Annotated in this window: 14 protein-coding genes; 7 read left to right on the top strand and 7 right to left on the bottom strand. The window is 66.5% G+C overall.

What is annotated here, in order from left to right:
- Positions 1–95: 95 nt before the first annotated feature.
- Positions 96–1,952, bottom strand: coding sequence for a feruloyl-CoA synthase (locus tag QW881_RS19675; RefSeq protein ID WP_316158896.1), 1,857 nt, complete (start codon positions 1,950–1,952; stop codon positions 96–98).
- A gap of 288 nt (positions 1,953–2,240) precedes the next feature.
- On the opposite strand from QW881_RS19675, the gene QW881_RS19670 reads away from it, so the two are divergent.
- The gene (locus tag QW881_RS19670) at positions 2,241–2,720 is read left to right on the top strand and encodes a MarR family winged helix-turn-helix transcriptional regulator (protein ID WP_316158894.1); all 480 of its coding nucleotides are present in this window, start codon (positions 2,241–2,243) and stop codon (positions 2,718–2,720) included.
- Between the two features lie 191 nt (positions 2,721–2,911).
- On the opposite strand, the gene QW881_RS19665 is transcribed toward QW881_RS19670, so the two are convergent.
- Positions 2,912–5,791, bottom strand: a complete 2,880-nt coding sequence (locus tag QW881_RS19665) for an EAL domain-containing protein (RefSeq protein ID WP_315734456.1) — start codon at positions 5,789–5,791, stop codon at positions 2,912–2,914.
- Between the two features lie 169 nt (positions 5,792–5,960).
- Positions 5,961–6,959, bottom strand: coding sequence for an NAD(P)H-quinone oxidoreductase (locus QW881_RS19660; RefSeq protein WP_315753311.1), 999 nt, complete (start codon positions 6,957–6,959; stop codon positions 5,961–5,963).
- 87 nt (positions 6,960–7,046) lie between these two features.
- Between QW881_RS19660 and QW881_RS19655 the strand changes: the two genes are divergently transcribed.
- Positions 7,047–7,238 (top strand): DUF1192 domain-containing protein, encoded by a 192-nt coding sequence (locus tag QW881_RS19655; RefSeq protein ID WP_315713892.1) that lies wholly within the window; start codon positions 7,047–7,049, stop codon positions 7,236–7,238.
- 611 nt (positions 7,239–7,849) lie between these two features.
- A complete protein-coding gene (locus QW881_RS19650) occupies positions 7,850–8,362 on the top strand; it encodes a DUF1465 family protein (protein WP_315713893.1) in 513 nt (170 codons plus the stop codon).
- Positions 8,363–8,517: 155 nt separating this feature from the next.
- Here the strand turns inward: QW881_RS19650 and rpmE are convergent, their stop codons facing one another.
- Complete coding sequence (rpmE, locus tag QW881_RS19645; protein ID WP_015664357.1) at positions 8,518–8,745, bottom strand: 50S ribosomal protein L31; 228 nt, start codon at positions 8,743–8,745, stop codon at positions 8,518–8,520.
- 223 nt (positions 8,746–8,968) lie between these two features.
- On the opposite strand from rpmE, the gene QW881_RS19640 reads away from it, so the two are divergent.
- Positions 8,969–10,825, top strand: coding sequence for an ABC transporter ATP-binding protein/permease (locus QW881_RS19640; protein WP_316158893.1), 1,857 nt, complete (start codon positions 8,969–8,971; stop codon positions 10,823–10,825).
- Positions 10,826–10,971: 146 nt separating this feature from the next.
- Positions 10,972–11,172 carry a hypothetical protein gene (locus QW881_RS19635; protein WP_006614616.1) on the top strand — a complete coding sequence of 67 codons (201 nt, stop codon included), beginning with the start codon at positions 10,972–10,974 and terminating at the stop codon, positions 11,170–11,172.
- 202 nt (positions 11,173–11,374) lie between these two features.
- On the opposite strand, the gene QW881_RS19630 is transcribed toward QW881_RS19635, so the two are convergent.
- From QW881_RS19630 to QW881_RS19620, 3 genes are read right to left on the bottom strand one after another with little or no spacing between them, the layout of a single operon-like run.
- Entirely contained in the window at positions 11,375–11,824 is a 450-nt protein-coding gene (locus QW881_RS19630) for a GNAT family N-acetyltransferase (protein ID WP_315753306.1), read from the bottom strand.
- The gene (locus tag QW881_RS19625; protein ID WP_315753304.1) at positions 11,821–12,849 is read right to left on the bottom strand and encodes a peptidoglycan -binding protein; all 1,029 of its coding nucleotides are present in this window, start codon (positions 12,847–12,849) and stop codon (positions 11,821–11,823) included. Before QW881_RS19625 ends, QW881_RS19630 begins: the two co-directional genes overlap by 4 nt.
- Positions 12,850–12,891: 42 nt before the next feature.
- On the bottom strand, positions 12,892–13,881 hold the full coding sequence (locus QW881_RS19620; RefSeq protein ID WP_315734443.1) for a flagellar motor protein MotA: 990 nt from the start codon (positions 13,879–13,881) through the stop codon (positions 12,892–12,894).
- Between the two features lie 181 nt (positions 13,882–14,062).
- Between QW881_RS19620 and QW881_RS19615 the strand changes: the two genes are divergently transcribed.
- Positions 14,063–14,875 (top strand): DUF1295 domain-containing protein, encoded by an 813-nt coding sequence (locus tag QW881_RS19615; RefSeq protein ID WP_315753302.1) that lies wholly within the window; start codon positions 14,063–14,065, stop codon positions 14,873–14,875.
- A gap of 12 nt (positions 14,876–14,887) precedes the next feature.
- Positions 14,888–15,916: a cyclopropane-fatty-acyl-phospholipid synthase family protein gene (locus tag QW881_RS19610; RefSeq protein ID WP_315753300.1), complete on the top strand. Its 1,029-nt coding sequence runs from the start codon at positions 14,888–14,890 to the stop codon at positions 15,914–15,916.
- The last annotated feature ends 80 nt before the right edge of the window (positions 15,917–15,996 follow it).

The raw sequence follows: 15,996 nt of genomic DNA, 5'->3' as shown, positions 1-15,996 counted from the left end.
AGTGCGGATGGCAACTAGTTGCCGTACGCGCGGGGGCGTTTCCGTAGTTGTACGGACGCCATTTTGTGAGTGTTGAGTAGTTGCGTAGTTCTGGGTCAGGACATGTCAGGCCTGATCAGCTCGGTCGCGGTTTCATCCTTCAGTCGTGCGACCAGATCAGCGCGGCGGGTGAGCACCGCGCGCTGGTTGACATAGCCCTTGTCAGTGATCTCGCCGGCATCGAGCAAGGGCGGCTCCGCCATCAATAGCGCACGGGTCGCATAGCGCGACGAGCCGACCGCCTCAGTGCGAAGCTTGGCCAATCCTCGCGCGATGGCAGTGCGCACCGATGGATGCGCCAGAACGTCGCTGGCCGCGGCCGTCTCGGTCAGCCCAGCGGCGCCGCGGCACGCTGCGATGTTGGGCACGATGAGAAAGTGCACCTCGTCGGTGCCGTGGCCTGCGATCACGATATCCTGCGCCAACGGCGCCAACGCCGCGATGCCGGCAATGCGCAGCGCGCCGACGTTCACCCATGTCCCGGAGCTGAGCTTGAAATCCTCGGTGATGCGGCCGTCGAAGAACAGGCCGCGCTCCGGATGCTCGGGATCTGCGAGCTTCACGGCGTCGCCGATCTTGTAAAAGCCCTCCTCGTCGAAAGCCGCGGCCGTGAGCTCGGGCGCCTTCCAATAGCCCGGCATCACGTTCGGCCCGCGCACGCGGACCTCGAGCTTCTCGCCGGTCGGCACCAGCTTGAGTTCGGTGCCGGGGATCGGCACGCCGATGTTGCCGGCGCGCTCGGCGAAGAAGTGGCAGTCGGTCGCGAGCGGCGATGTCTCGGTGGCGCCCCACGCCGACACCAGCGGTGCAGGACGGCCGATCGTGGCCCGGCTCATCTCGTTGAGCGCATCCCACAGATTTTGCGGCAGGGCCGCGGCCGCATAGAGGATGCACCTGACGCCGGAGAAAAATCTGCGGCGCAGATCGTCATCGGCCCTGAGTGCCGCGACCAGCATGTCGAAGCCGCGCGGCACGTTGAAATAGATCGTCGGCACCAGGCTGCGTAGATTGGCGAGCGAGGTCTCGAACAGGCCGGGCGCCGGCTTGCCGCCGTCGATGTAGATCGACCCGCCGTGGCTCAGCACCAGGTTGAAATTGTGGTTGGCGCCGAAGGTGTGACTCCATGGCAGCCAGTCGACGATGACGGGGCCGCCCTCGACCTCGCGCAGGAAGGTCCACAACTGCGCCTTGGCCTGCTGGCTCATGGTCAGCATCCGGTGCGTGTTGATCACCGCTTTCGGCTGCCCGGTCGAGCCGGAGGTGAACAGCAGCTTGGCCACCGTGTCCGGCGTGACCGCGGCGAAGGCGCGGTCGACCTCGGCGCCGGGCTTCGTCGCGAGGAGGGTCTGCAGCGGCACCGCGCTCGTTCCATCGCCGTCGCCGGCAATGATCGTTGCCCGATGCAGGCCGTCGACGGCCGCGAGAGCGCGCGCGAACGGCTCGCGCTGCGCGACGAAGATGGCGCCCGGATCGAGCAGACGGATCATCGCGCGCAGCTTCTCGTGATCCGTCGACATCAGCGAATAGGCCGGCGAGATCGCGCAGACGGGGATGCCGACATGCTGCGCTGCGAGCGCCAGCACGGCATGGGCGATGCTGTTGTCGGAGAGGATCGCGAGCGGACGCTCCGGACCGAGGCCCTGCGCGAGCATCCAGGCCGCGGCGGCGCGGACCTGCATCAATGTTTCGCCGTAGGTCAGCCAGGTCCAGTTGTCGCCACGGCGTTCGGCGAGGAACGTGCGATCCGGGAAATGGCGGCCCCAATGCTCCAGCCATTCGCCGGTGCAGCGCGCGGCCGGCTGCAACGGCATGCGCGAGCGCAGGATGATCGCGCCGTCGTCACGCCTGACGGCCTCGATCGACGGCTCGGCGAACATCGCAGGCTCGGAGGCGCGGCGTTCTGCATCAGCCATGGCGTGTCTCCGGGCGGCGGGAGGTGATCGCTGAAGCTGCAGTGCGGGAGGAACACGCTGCGCAACAGGCGCTGCGATCGGGTGCAATGTGCCGCCGCATTGCGGTCGCAATGCAGGCAGCCGTCGCCATGAATGACGGCATGCGTCTCCCTCCCATGTTGTAGTCGTTGGCCGCGAGACTAACAGAATGGTTGTATTTTGCAATTATTGTGGATGTGACCAATCGCGGCGGCTTGCCCTTGCGACGGCCTCGGTCTAGGCAGGGATGCTTCATGTCAGCGAGCCAGCATGCCCAAGAGCGCGAGCGCCGGAGCGCAGCGAGACGCAGCCAGCCAGGTTTCCGGGATCGGTCTCGGTGAGCTCGAGAGCCATCTCGGCTATTTCGTCCGCCGCCTGCAGCACTGGATCTTCCGCGACGTCAACGCCGGGCTCGCGGCCGTCGACCTCGACGTCATCCTCTATTCGATCCTGGAGACGATCGCGGCCAATCCCGGCGCCACGCAGATCGCGATCGCGGGCGCGCTGGGCGTCGAGCGCGCGCGCATGGTCGCGCTGCTCGACGACCTGCAGCAGGCCGGGCTGATCGTGCGCGAACGCTCCGAGCACGACCGCAGGGCCCATGCGCTCGGCCTGACGCCGCGTGGCCGCCTGATCCTGAAGAAGGCCAATGCACTGATCGCCGCGCACGAGAAGAGGGTGGCGCGCCGGCTCGGTGCCGAGAACTATCGCCGCGCGCTGGCGGCGTTGTCGCAGTTCGAGAGCGATTAGATTTGTCGCGGACCGCACTGTCGCGAGCCTCCTGCCGCACCAATGCGCAGCGGCAACACGCAGCCAGCACGCGAAACACGGTACTGAGGTAAGTCTACCTCAAGACATGAAAAAGAAAAGATGCATCCTTGGGGTGTCGTTGGCGCGAACGGGATGGCCGGCCTTGGTCAAGGAGCCGCAGAACGGGGCTCTCAGCTCGCCGCTTCCAGCCGCTCTTCCGTCAGAAGCCGCATCGCGGCGTCGGCGTCCATCGGCTCGCCGAAGGCGTAGCCCTGGGCGTATTCGCAGCCGAGCTGATAGAGCTCGACGGCATCGGAGTCGGTCTCCGCGCCTTCCGCCACCACGTCCATGCCGAGATCGTGCGCCAGCGCGATGATCGATTTGAGGATCACCGGCCGCGTGCCGCGCGCGGTGGTGCGCACGAACGACTGGTCGATCTTCAAGGTGTCGAACGGGAAGCGCTGCAGATAGGCGAGCGAGGAATGGCCGGTGCCGAAATCGTCGATCGACAGGCCGACGCCGAGTTCGCGGATGCGCGTCAGCATCTGCGCGGCGTGCTCCGGGTTCTCCATCACCAGCGATTCCGTCAGCTCGATCTTGAGCGAGCCGCGCGCGACCGAGGAGCGGGCCAGCACCGAGCGGATGTCGTGGATCAGGTCGTGGCGCAGGAGCTGACGCGACGAGACGTTGACGCTGGCGAAGATCGGCTCGCGCAGCCGAGTCGCGCGCTGCCACACCGAGAGCTGGCGCGCTGTCTGGTCGAGTACGAAGGTGCCGAGATCGACGATCAGGCCGATCTCCTCGGCGATGGTGATGAACTCGATCGGTGACATCCGCCCGAGCTTCGGATGATCCCAGCGCGCCAAGGCCTCGAAGCCGGCGATCGAGCGATCCTCCAGCCGCACGATCGGCTGGTACAGGATCGTGATCTCCTGGCGCTCGATCGAGCGGCGCAGCTCGCTCTCCAACGTCAGGCGGTCGTTCTTGCGCGCCCGCATCGCCGGCTTGTAGACGTCGATGCGGTCGCCGCCGATGCGCTTGGAGTGATACATCGCAAGCTCGGCATCCTTGATGATGTCCTCCGACAGCTGCGTCTGCGGGTCGGACAGAGCAAGGCCGATCGAGGCGGTCAGGAAGATCTCGCGCTCGTTGAAGGCGATCGGCGCGCGGATGGTCTTGCGGATGGTCTCGGCGAACGCGGTGATGCGGGCGGGGTCCTGCTCGGACAGCAGGATCAAGCCAAACTGATCGCCGGCGAGCCGGGCCAACGTATCCTGGGGCTTGAGGATGCGCGACAGCCGCCGCGCCAGGGTCAGCAGGATGGAATCGCCGACCGCGATGCCGACGGAATCGTTGACCTGCTTGAAGCGGTCGAGATCGATCACCATCAGGGTGGGCCGCATGGCCGGCATCGACTTGGCGAAATTGGCGACGGCGGCGAGACGGTCGATGAACAGCTTGCGGTTGGGCAGCCCGGTCAGATTGTCGTGCACGGAATCGTGGAGCAGGCGCTCCTCGGCATTCTTGAACTCGGTCACGTCGGTGAGCGTGCCGACCACGCGCGAGACCTCGCCGTCGGAGCCGACCACGGGACGCGCCTTGAGCGCGAACCACATGAAATGGCCGTCGGGCGTGCGCAGCCGGAAGTCCTGCACCAGGCGACCGCGGCGCTGGTCGAGGACACTGTCTAGCGCGGCGCGGAAGCGGTCCTGATCGAGCGGATGCAGCACCTCGAGCCATTTCGCGGCCGGGCCTTCGAGCGTGCCGCGCTTGAGGCCGAGCAGGCTTTCGGTCTCTGGGCTGGTGAACACCTTGTCGGCGGAGACGTCCCAGTCCCAGATCAGGTCGCCGGAGCCGGCCAGGGCCAGCGCGCGGCGCTCGACGTCGGAGACGATGCCGGTGGTGGCGCCGCCGCCGGCGAAGGCGTGCTGCATCACGGTGAAGCCGATCAGCATCACGATCAGCACGAGGCCACCGAGCAGGGCCGGGCCGACGATGTCGTTGGTGACTTGGCCTGCGACCGTCATGCCGGCGGCGGCGACCCACACCGTGAGCAGGAACCAGGTCGGGATCAGCAGCACCGCGCGGTCGAAGCCGTGGCTGGAGAGATAGACGATCAGTGCGAAGCCAAGGACCGCGATCAGCAGCAGCGACATGCGTGCGATGCCCGAGGCGACCGCGGGATCGAACAGCGCCACCGCGACCAGTGAGCCGAGGAAGAACAGCCAGCCCAGCGTGATGTGCGAATAGCGGACGTGCCAGCGCGACAGATTGAGATAGGCGAACAGGAACACCAGCAGGGTCGCCGCCAGGATCGCCTCGCCCGCCGCGCGCCAGACGCGCTCGGCATTGTTCGACATGTCCAGGACCTTACCCCAGAAGCCGAAGTCGACGCCGATATAGACCAGCACCGCCCAGGCCAGCGCCGCGGCCGCCGGAAACATGATGCTGCCCTTGACCACGAACAGGATCGTGAGCACGAGCGCGAGAAGTCCGGAGATGCCGATCACGATGCCCTGGTACAGCGTGAACGAGTTGACCTTGTCCTTGTAGGCCTCGGGCTCCCACAAATAGAGCTGCGGCAGCTTGTCCGTGCGCAGCTCGGCCACGAAGGTGACGACCGAGCCGGGATCGAGGGTGACGCGGAAGACGTCGGCGGTCGGGCTCTCCTGCCGCTCCGGCAGGTCGCCGACCGAGGGCGTGATGGTGGCGATGCGCGACAGGCCGAGATCGGGCCAGAGCACGCCGGAGCCGACCACGCGGTAGTGCGGCGCGACGATCAGTCGGTCGAGCTGGTCGTCGGTATTGTTGGCCAGCGCGAACACGATCCAGTTCTGGCCGCCCTCGCGGGCCCGCACCTCGATGCGGCGGACGATGCCGTCGGTGCCGGGCGCCGTCGAGACCTGGATGCGGTCGTTCTCGCTGCGCTGATGATCGAGGATGCCCGTGAGGTCGATCGCAGGCGCGTCGCTGCGAACGCTGACGGCGTCAACGGCCTGAGCGGGGGCAGCGGCACCACACATCACGAGGCCCAGCGCCGCCAACGACGCGAGGCACCTGATCAGACGCAATGTCAAATCTCCGCGTTCGACACCAATCCAAAGCGAAACAAGCCAAATCGAAAGAGGTCGTCGCCGGGCTAATTGGAGCCGTTCCAGGCACGGTTCAGATGTGCGCGATCATTGGCACGAAAGCGAGGAGAATCAAAGAGTTTCCAAACACGCTCTGTTTAGACTGCACCTAGATTTCCAACACAATTTTGCCAATATGTTGGCTCGTCTCCATGCGTGCATGCGCTTTCGCTGCATCCACGAGGGGAAAGGTCGAGTCCATCAATGGCTTGATGCGGCCCTCGCGCAGGAACGGCGTCACCTTGGCCTCGATCGCCGCCACCATCGCCGCCTTGTCGGCGTTGCTGCGCGGGCGCAGCGTGGATCCGGTATGGGTCAGGCGCTTGACCATCAGCTTGACGAAATTGACGGTCGCCTTCGGGCTACCCAGGAAGGCGATCTGGACGATGCGGCCATCGGTGGCCGCGGCGTCGTAGTTGCGCTCGATGTAGTCGCCGCCGACCATGTCGAGAATGACGTTGGCGCCCTTGCCGCCGGTCGCCTCCTTGACCACGGCGACGAAATCCTCGGTCTTGTAGTTGATGGCGCGGTCGGCGCCGAGCTTCACGCAGGCGTCGGCCTTGTCCTGCGAGCCGACGGTGACCAGCACCTTGGCGCCGAACGCCTTGCCGAGCTGGATCGCCATGGTGCCGATGCCGGAAGAGCCGCCATGGACCAGCAGGGTCTCGCCCTGCTTGAGGCCGCCGCGCTCGAACACGTTGTGCCAGACCGTCATCAGGGTCTCGGGCAGAGCGCCGGCTTCCAGAATTGAGAGCGCGGAGGGGACCGCCATCGCCTGCGCATCTTGTGCGATGCAGTATTGCGCATAGCCGCCGCCGGCCACCAGGGACATCACGGTGTCGCCGAGCTTGTGCCGGACGGCGCCCTCGCCGAGCGCCACGACCTCCCCGGCCACTTCCAGCCCCGGCAGGTCGCTGGCGCCGGGCGGCGGCGGATAGCTGCCGGAGCGCTGGGCGACGTCGGGACGGTTAACGCCGGCGGCCTTCACCTTGATCAGGATCTCGCCGGGGCCGGGCTTGGGCACGGGCCGGGTTTCCGGCTTGAGCACCTCGGGTCCGCCCGGCTGGCTGATGGCGACCACGGTCATTTGCGCGGGCAGCTGTTCCATGAGAAATCCTTCGGCGAGGGCTGAAAGCGGGTGCTGCCGCGTGCTTAAGCCAGCCGGGGCATGGCTGGCAACCGGGAGGAGGGTGAGATGGCGAACGAGGACGACGACCGGCCGCGCAAGGCCGTTTCGCACGAGATCGGGCAGGATCTGTCGATGCTGTCGGTCGAGGAGCTGACCAGCCGGGTGGCGCTGCTCCGCGCCGAGATCGAGCGCATCGAGCAGGCGGTGGCGAAAAAGCGCGCCTCGCGTGATGCCGCCGCCAGCATCTTCAAGTCGTGAACCTCGCGGCCGTAGAAACACGGTCGGCCAGTGGCCGACATGGCTAACGAAGATTGAAAAATTTTCGCCATTTACGGTTGATTAAGCTTTCGCGTTTACAACCGGAACTGTCCTCGTTTGGACACCGAGTGGCTCCTGTCCACTCTGTTTGACGCCTCCCTGTTATCAACTTCAAAGCCGCCGGAAACGGCGGCTCTTTTTTTGCGCCCGCGCCGAGCCGGGCGAACCGGGCGGTCGCCCGTGGCGCGCTCCCCCATGCGCAGGCGGCGATCGTGGAACGAACGTCGTGTCTGCTCATTGCGCCCGTGCCGGTCTTCGGTCGCCAGCAGGTCGCGCGAAAATCCTGTGCGCCGCGGCAGGCGTGACGATCCTCGTTCGACGACTGCAAACTATTGCCGTGATCATGGTTGCTAGTTGAGCTGATCGTGCGACTCGGCCGCGATCGGCCGTGTTGCAGTCGCAAGTGGTACGAGGGCACGGCATGGCCCACGCCGTGGAAACCATAAAAGGCGTTGCTGCTGGACTCTCGAAACCGGCCGCGCAATGATTTGTTCATCATACCGGCGTCGTTGCCGGGTTGCGTAAACAGTCGCGTTTAAGAGGCGTTAACCATGTCGGACCGTTTGCTGGGCGATGGCGCTCTGGTTCAGTTCAACGAGCGGCTCACCAATTCTGCTGCATTCGGCGCGCTGTTCCGGGAAGGCATGGATCTGGTCGAGGAGACCGCCGCCTATCTCGATGGCGACGGCCGCAACGAGGCCAAGGCGCTCGACCGCGCCGTCAGCCTGACCTACGCGACCGAGAGCATGCGTCTCACCACCCGCCTGATGCAACTGGCGTCCTGGCTGCTCCTGCACCGCGCGGTGAAGGAGGGCGAGATGACCCTGAGCCAGGCCAACCGCGAGAAGACCAAGGTCAAGCTGACCGCCGCAGATCCCGGGCCGGATGATCTGCTGGAGAAGCTGCCACAGCAGCTGCAGAGCCTGATCTCGCGCTCGATGAGCTTGCAGGTGCGAGTCCGCCGGCTCGACTCGACCATTCATTCCCCGCCGCCGGACCAGAGCGCGATCGGCAATCCGTTGGTGCCGCATCTCAACCGGCTGAAGGCCGCGTTCGAGCAGTAGGCCCCGGCATCGGGCGGCCCCGCCGGGCCGCTCCCCCAGCCGAAGGTCTCGTTGCGACCAGCCCAGAAACAAAACGCCCCCGTCTCCGGGGGCGTTTTGCTGTGAGCTGTCCGTCAGGCGCAGGCCAGGAAGGCCGGTACCGGGGCAAGAAGGCATCAATCCTTCTTGAGGAAGCCCTGGAACTTTTTCTGGAAGCGGGAGACGCGGCCGCCGCGATCCATCAGCTGCTGGGTGCCGCCGGTCCAGGCCGGGTGCGACTTGGGGTCGATGTCGAGGTTGAGCTTGTCGCCCTCTTTGCCCCAGGTCGAACGGGTCTGGTACTCGGTGCCATCGGTCATCACGACCGTAATCGTATGATAATTCGGGTGAATGTCGGCTTTCATGGCTGATCCTACGGCACGATGCGAAGACATGATGCGGCGCGGCCGCGCCTGATCCTGTCGTCACTGAAGGGGGACAATTGGCGGGCTCTATAGCCCAAGGTTCTGCCCAAAACAAGCCAAGGTCGCGGATGAACACCTTGGTACGTTTCCGGATTTGCCAAGCCCGGCCCGGCAGGCCTATCAGGACGGCAGATCGGTATTTGGAAGAATTCTCAGGTGGCCCATGAGCGTAGTGGAACGGCTTGACGAGCGGCAGGGCGCTGCCCCAGGGCAGGATCCGGTCGGAGATGCCGTTGCGGCCGTCGAGGCATTGGCCGAGCCGGCAAGCCCTGTGCGGCGCTCGAAGCTGCGCCCGCTGCTGGCGCTGTCTCCCTATGTCCTGCGCTATCGCGGCCGCGCCCTCCTGGCGCTGATCGCGCTCACGGTCGCGGCGCTGACCACGCTGCTGGTGCCGATCGCGGTCCGCCGCATGATCGATTTCGGCTTCACGCCGAAAGGCATCGAACTGATCAACAGCTATTTCAGCGTCATGATCGCCGTCGTGGCGGTGCTCGCGCTGGCAAGCGCGGCCCGCTACTACCTCGTCATGACGATCGGCGAGCGCATCGTCGCCGATCTCCGGCGCGACGTGTTCGCGCATCTGATGTCGCTGTCGCCGTCGTTCTTCGATTCCGCCCGCTCCGGCGAGCTGGTGTCGCGGCTCACCGCCGACACCACCCAGATCAAATCGGCGGCGGGCGCCTCCGTGTCCATCGCGCTGCGCAATCTGCTGCTGTTCATCGGCGCCACCGCAATGATGGTGATCACGAGTCCGAAGCTGTCCGGCTTCGTGCTGCTGGCGATCCCGCTGATCGTGCTGCCGCTGGTGGCGTTCGGGCGCTGGGTCCGGCGGCTGTCGCGCAACGCCCAGGACACGCTCGCCGACGCCTCGGCCTATGCGTCCGAGCTGATCGGCTCGATCAGGACCGTGCAGGCCTATACCAGCGAGAGGCTCGCGGCGGCGCGCTTCGGCGGCGAGGTCGAGCAGGCCTATGAGGCGGCGCGGGTCTCGACCCAGGCGCGCGGCGTGCTCACCGCGATCATCATCTTCATCGTATTCTCCAGCGTGGTCGCGATCCTCTGGGTCGGCTCGCACGACGTGCTGACCGGTGCGATCAGCGCCGGCCGGCTCGGTCAGTTCGTGCTCTACGCGGCCTTCGCCGCCGCCGGGCTCGGCCAGCTCTCGGAGGTCTGGGGCGAAGTGTCGGCGGCGTCCGGCGCCGCCGAGCGGCTGTTCGAGCTGTTGCACGTGCAGCCGGAAATCACGGCGCCCGCGCAGCCGCGCCCGATGCCGGAGCCGGCGCGTGGCGACCTCGGCTTCGAGCGAGTCAGCTTCGCCTATCCGGGTCGCCCAGACGTCCGCGTTCTCGACGATGTCTCGTTTGTGATCCGCGCCGGTGAGAAGGTCGCAATCGTCGGCCCCTCCGGCGCCGGCAAGAGCACGCTGTTCCATCTGCTTCTGCGCTTCTACGATCCCGCCTCCGGCTCGATCTCATTCGACGGTGTGCCGGTGCGCGCGGCTGACCCGCGCAAGATGCGCGAGCGCATCGCGCTGGTGCCGCAGGAATCCGTGGTGTTCGCCGCCAGTGCGCGTGAGAACATCCGCTTCGGCCGGCCCGAGGCGACCGACGCCGAGGTCGAGCGCGCCGCCGATCTCGCTCATGCCAGCGAATTCATCCGCCGCTTGCCGAACGGCTTCGACACCTCGCTCGGCGAGCGCGGCGTCACGCTCTCGGGCGGCCAGCGCCAGCGCATCGCCATCGCGCGCGCCATCCTGCGCGATGCGCCGCTGCTGCTGCTCGACGAGGCGACCTCGGCGCTCGACGCCGAGAGCGAGACGCTGGTACAGACTGCGCTCGAGGGGCTGATGAAGGACCGCACCACCCTGGTGATCGCGCATCGCCTCGCCACGGTGCTGTCCTGCGACCGCATCCTGGTCATGGACCGCGGCCGCATCGTCGAGCAGGGCACCCACACGTCGCTGGTTGCGGCCAACGGTCTCTATGCGCGGCTGGCCCGGCTGCAGTTCGAGGGCGTGTAGTTCCTGCAACGCCGTGGACGGCCGGCAACACCTTCGAATTCTCGTTCCCGACCCTGCAACCTTTCTCCCGCCTTGTACGTTCCCTGCCGGAACAGATGGCGCGCCGCTCGTAGCAGGCGCGCCTGGTCCTAACAGGAGCAACGGACATGCCTTATCGTCGTGGCAGTTTTGCCCTCACGCCGCCCTCCTTCGTGATCTTCGCAATCGCGCTGGTGCTCGCCCTCGTCGCGATGCTCGCGCACTACATGCACGCTTCGGTGCCGCTGCTGTCGGCCGCGCACGCCTTCGATGCGCTGGCGATTGCGTTCGTGGTGTTGACGATCGGTGTGCTGTTTCGCGGCGTGTAGTTGCTGATCGCTGCACCCTCGGTGTCGCCCCTGCGAACGCAGGGGCCCATAACCACAGACCGATGTTTGGCGCCCGAATGCCAGGGACACCCACTCGTCGCAAAACCTCTGCTGCGGAGTATGGATCCCGGATCTGCCCTCGCTGCGCTTGGTTGTCCGGGACGACAGCGGTGGATATGGCCGCGATCCGGGGTGGCAGTGCCTAAGGCGTCCACGCCATCCGCAGCACCGGACGCCCTGAAGTCGGATTGACGTCCTCGCCGGCCTCCAGGAAGCCGTTGCGCTTGTAGAAGCTGATCGCGCGGGCGTTGTCCTTGTTCACCAGTAGCGTGATGCCACCCGGAGAGCGCCGCTTGGCGGCGTCGACCAGCTGCGTGGCGAGCGGCGAGCCCCAGTGCCGGGGCGAGACCACGAGCTGATCGAGATAGCCCGACGCATCGATCGTGACAAAGCCGGCAAGCGCCCCTTCCGTCTCGGCGACGATCACGTCCGCCTTCGGCACCAGCTCATTTCGCCAGCGCTCGCGCCACCATGGAACGCGCGCGGCAAAATCGATGGCGGGATAGGCGAGCTGCCACGTCTCCTGCCACAGCGCGATTGCCGCGTCCTCGTCGTCGGCGCGATAGGGGCGCAGGGTGGAGCTCGACGTCACCGCTCCGTCAGCTTCAGCTCGATGCGCCGGTTGCGGCGGAAGGCCTCCTCGGTATTCGCGGGGTCGAGCGGCTGGAATTCGGCGAAGCCGGCCGCGACCAGGCGCTGCGCTGGCACGCCGAGCGAGATCAGATACTGCACCACCGAGATGGCGCGCGCCGAGGACAATTCCCAGTTCGACTTGAACACCGGGCTGTTGATCGGACGAACGTCGGTGTGGCCATCGACCCGCAGCACCCAGGAGATCTCAGCGGGGATCTGCTTGTCGAGATCGACCAGCGCCGTTGCCACCGAGTTCAGCTCCTGCTGGCCCTCGGGCAGCAGGGTGGCTTGCCCCGTGTCGAAGAATACCTCGGACTGGAACACGAAGCGGTCGCCGACGACGCGAATGTCGGGACGGTTGCCGAGGATGGCGCGCAGCCGGCCGAAGAACTCCGAGCGGTACCGGGTCAGTTCCTGCACCCGCTGTGCCAGCGCGACGTTGAGGCGCGAGCCGAGATCGGCGATGCGGCTCTGCGATTCCTTGTCGCGCTTCTCCGAGGCATCGAGCGCATCCTCGAGCGCGGCGAGCTGGCGGCGCAGTGCGCTGATCTGCTGGTTGAGCACCTCGATCTGGGCCAGCGCCCGCGCCGTGACCTGCTTCTCGGAGTCGAGCGCCCGGTTGAGCTCGTTGGCGCGGCCGGCGGCATTGCTGCCGGCATTGGCGAGCCCGTCATAGAGGCCCTTGACGCGGTCGCGCTCTGCTTCGGCGCTTGCGAGCCCGGCGCGCAGTTGCGCGACCTGGTCATCCAGCGAGAGCTTGCCGAGCTTCTCCAGGGACAGCATCTCGTTGAGCTGCGCGATCTTGGCGTTGAGCTGCTCCAGCGCCTTGTCCTTGCCGGTGACCTCCTGCGACAGGAAGAACTGCACCACCAGGAACACGGTCAGCAGGAACACGATCGACAGCACCAGGGTCGACAGCGCATCGACGAAGCCCGGCCAGTAGTTGAGGCCGGAATCTCCACGGCGGGTACGGGCAAGCGCCATTCAGCGTCTCCTAGCTCATCTCGGGCCGGCCGGCGGAGCGGCTCAACTCTTCTCGGTCTGCCGCGCGAGCCGCTCCAGCAGCCGCTTGATCTCGCGGTTCTGCTCGCCCTGGCCGTCGGCCCATTCGCGGATCATCTGCTGCTCGGTGCGCATGTGTCCGACCAGTCCCTGGATCGCCTCGGCGAGGTTGGCCATCGCCGCGGTGGCGCCGCGGTTCGAGCCGTCCTCCATGGCGGTGCGCAGCCGCTCGATGGCGACCGAGAGATCGGCCCCGGTATCGCCCGTCCCGCCATATTCGCGCACGGTGCCCGCCAGCCAGTCTTCCAGGTCGGTATAGAAGCGGTTCTGCGCCTGGCTCGACTGCAGGTCGAGGAAGCCGAGGATCAGCGAGCCGGCAAGGCCGAACAGCGAGGACGAGAACGAGATGCCCATGCCGCCCAGCGGCGCGGCAAGGCCGCCCTTCAGCGTATCGAACAGCGCGCCGGCGTCGCCACCGACCTTGAGGCCCTCGATCACCTTGCCGACCGAGCCGACCGTCTCGATCAGGCCCCAGAACGTGCCGAGCAGGCCGAGGAACACCAGCAGGCCGGTCATGTAGCGCGAGATGTCGCGGGCCTCGTCAAGCCGGGTGGCGATCGAGTCGAGCAGATGGCGCATGGTCTGCTGTGAGATCGACATCCGCCCCGAGCGCTCGCGGCCGAGGATGGCGGCCATCGGCGCCAGCAGGACCGGGTGACGAGGCACCGCCAGGCCGGGATCGGCGATGCGGAAATTGTTGACCCAGGACACTTCCGGATAGAGCCGGACCACCTGTCGGAACGACAGGATGACGCCGATCAGCAGCACCGCCCCGATCAGGGCGTTGAGGCCGGGATTGGCGAAGAACGCCATGATGATCTGTTTGTAGAGCACGACGCCGACCAGCGCGCACAGCACCAGGAAGACCAGCATCCGCACCAGGAAGATCCGGGGCGAGGACAATTTGGTCATTTCGACGTCCATCGCGGAGCGGGAAGGGGAGCCTTGAGGCATTGTCGATGACATCCGTTGCGGGGACCGGTCCCTGAAATCCACTATGGCACAGCAGCAGCGGGAAAAAAGCCGCGATCGGCGCAATCCCGTCCCCTGCGCGGAACTATGGCTGAAACCGGCGGGCATCCGCGGCGTAGTTAGTCCCGTGGCTCATATCTAGCGGGAACGCCCTGGCTTTGTCATGACCGTCGTTGAATATCTGCAAGCGCTCCTGGCGATGGCCGCGGCGATGTCGGTGCTGATGGGGCTCGCCTGGGTCGTGCAGCAGCGCAGCGGCAACTCCGGCTGGGTCGACACGATCTGGACATTTTCCGTCGGGCTGGTCGGCGCCGGCGGCGCGATCTGGCCCGCCGGCGGCGCCGCCCCCAACGCGCGGCAGTGGCTGGTCGCGGTGCTGGTGGCGGTCTGGTCGCTGCGGCTCGGCGGCCATGTCGCAGCACGCAGCCGCGGCATGTCCGACGACCCGCGCTATGCGGAGTTCGCCCGGCAATGGGGCGCGGCCGCACCGCGGCGCATGTTCCTGTTCCTGCAGCAGCAGGCCTGGGGCTCGATCCCGCTGGTGTTCGCGATGTTCGTCGCGGCCCACGCGCCGGCCGCCGAGTTGCGCCTGCAAGACTATCTCGGCATCCTCGTGCTGTTCGCGGGCATCGCCGGCGAGGGCGTCGCCGACGCCCAGCTCAAGGCGTTCCGCGCCGATCCCGCCAACAAGGGCAAGGTGTGCGACGTCGGCCTGTGGCGCTGGTCGCGCCATCCCAACTATTTCTTCGAGTGGGTGTGCTGGCTGTCCTATCCGGTCGTCGCGCTGTCGTTCGACCATCCGTGGGGCTTCGCCAGCCTGCTCGCGCCGTTGTTCATGTACTGGATCCTGGTCCACGTCACCGGCATCCCGCCGCTGGAGCAGCAGATGCTGCGCTCGCGCGGCGATCGCTACCGGGCCTATCAGGCGCGCACCAGCGCGTTCTTTCCCCTGCCGCCAAATCCTTTTACGAAGTAACGGAGCCACCGCATGAGCTTCATCTCGACCATCATCGGCGCCGCCGAGCGTGTGCCGCTGCCCGATGCCGTCATCCGCTCCGCGATCTCCGAATTGTGCGCGCGCACGGCGGCGCGGCTGGGCGGGGCCGATGCAATGGGTGATGCAGAGTTTGCCCGCGTGCTGACGACGCGCCCGATCGCCGAGCACACCGACGCGGCGAACAGCCAGCACTACGAGGTGCCGGCGGCGTTCTTCGCCCGCGTGCTCGGGCCGAACCGCAAATATTCCTGCTGCTTCTACAAGGAGCCGGTCTCCACCCTGCAGGAGGCGGAGGAGGAGGCGCTGCGCCAGACCGTCGCCAATGCCGATCTGCAGGACGGCCAGAGCATTCTCGAGCTCGGCTGCGGCTGGGGCTCGCTGTCGCTGTTCATGGCCCGGCAGTTCCCGCATGCGAAGATCACGGCGGTGTCGAACTCCCATTCGCAGCGCCGCGCGATCGAGGAGATGGCGGCCGCGCGCGGCCTGCTCAATTTGCGGGTCATCACCGCCGACATGAACGGGTTCGCTCCCGACGCGCGGTTCGATCGCATCGTCTCGGTTGAGATGTTCGAGCACATGACGAACTGGCGCGAGCTGCTGTCGCGGGTCCGGTCATGGCTGTTGCCGGACGGCCGCCTGTTCATGCACATCTTCACCCACCGCACCGGATCCTACCTGTTCGACCGCAACGATCGCGAGGACTGGATCGCGCAGCATTTCTTCACCGGCGGCATCATGCCGAGCCACACCTTGATCCGGCAGTACGCGGATCTGTTCGCGGTCGAGAAGGAATGGTGCTGGAGCGGCACGCATTATCAGCGCACGGCACGGGACTGGCTCGCCAATTTCGATGCCGACTACAACCGCATCCTGCAGGTGCTGCAGCCCGTCTATGGCGACGACACGGCGCTGTGGATGCGCCGCTGGCGCTGGTTCTTCCTCGCCACCGCGGGTCTGTTCGGGCACGACGAAGGCCGTGAATGGGGCGTCAGTCACTACCGCCTGCGGCCGGCGAACTAATTTGTTCGCTGCGGCGGGATGCCGCAGCGCCGAAGGGGGATTCGCGTTTCACTGTGCGGAACCTGCTGGGAACCTGCTGC

It is taken from the genome of Bradyrhizobium sp. SZCCHNS3016, from assembly GCF_032484535.1.
In the GTDB taxonomy this organism is placed as follows: domain Bacteria; phylum Pseudomonadota; class Alphaproteobacteria; order Rhizobiales; family Xanthobacteraceae; genus Bradyrhizobium.
Note: the sequence above shows the minus strand (reverse complement) of the source record. Positions and strands in the feature narration are given on the sequence as shown.

Coding starts and splice junctions, on each gene's coding strand:
- QW881_RS19675 (WP_316158896.1), bottom strand. CDS start 1,952: ATGGCTGATGCAGAACGCCGCGCCTCCGAGCCTGCGATGTTCGCCGAG.
- QW881_RS19670 (WP_316158894.1), top strand. CDS start 2,241: ATGCCCAAGAGCGCGAGCGCCGGAGCGCAGCGAGACGCAGCCAGCCAG.
- QW881_RS19660 (WP_315753311.1), bottom strand. CDS start 6,959: ATGGAACAGCTGCCCGCGCAAATGACCGTGGTCGCCATCAGCCAGCCG.
- QW881_RS19655 (WP_315713892.1), top strand. CDS start 7,047: ATGGCGAACGAGGACGACGACCGGCCGCGCAAGGCCGTTTCGCACGAG.
- QW881_RS19650 (WP_315713893.1), top strand. CDS start 7,850: ATGTCGGACCGTTTGCTGGGCGATGGCGCTCTGGTTCAGTTCAACGAG.
- rpmE (WP_015664357.1), bottom strand. CDS start 8,745: ATGAAAGCCGACATTCACCCGAATTATCATACGATTACGGTCGTGATG.
- QW881_RS19640 (WP_316158893.1), top strand. CDS start 8,969: ATGAGCGTAGTGGAACGGCTTGACGAGCGGCAGGGCGCTGCCCCAGGG.
- QW881_RS19635 (WP_006614616.1), top strand. CDS start 10,972: ATGCCTTATCGTCGTGGCAGTTTTGCCCTCACGCCGCCCTCCTTCGTG.
- QW881_RS19625 (WP_315753304.1), bottom strand. CDS start 12,849: ATGGCGCTTGCCCGTACCCGCCGTGGAGATTCCGGCCTCAACTACTGG.
- QW881_RS19620 (WP_315734443.1), bottom strand. CDS start 13,881: ATGCCTCAAGGCTCCCCTTCCCGCTCCGCGATGGACGTCGAAATGACC.
- QW881_RS19615 (WP_315753302.1), top strand. CDS start 14,063: ATGACCGTCGTTGAATATCTGCAAGCGCTCCTGGCGATGGCCGCGGCG.
- QW881_RS19610 (WP_315753300.1), top strand. CDS start 14,888: ATGAGCTTCATCTCGACCATCATCGGCGCCGCCGAGCGTGTGCCGCTG.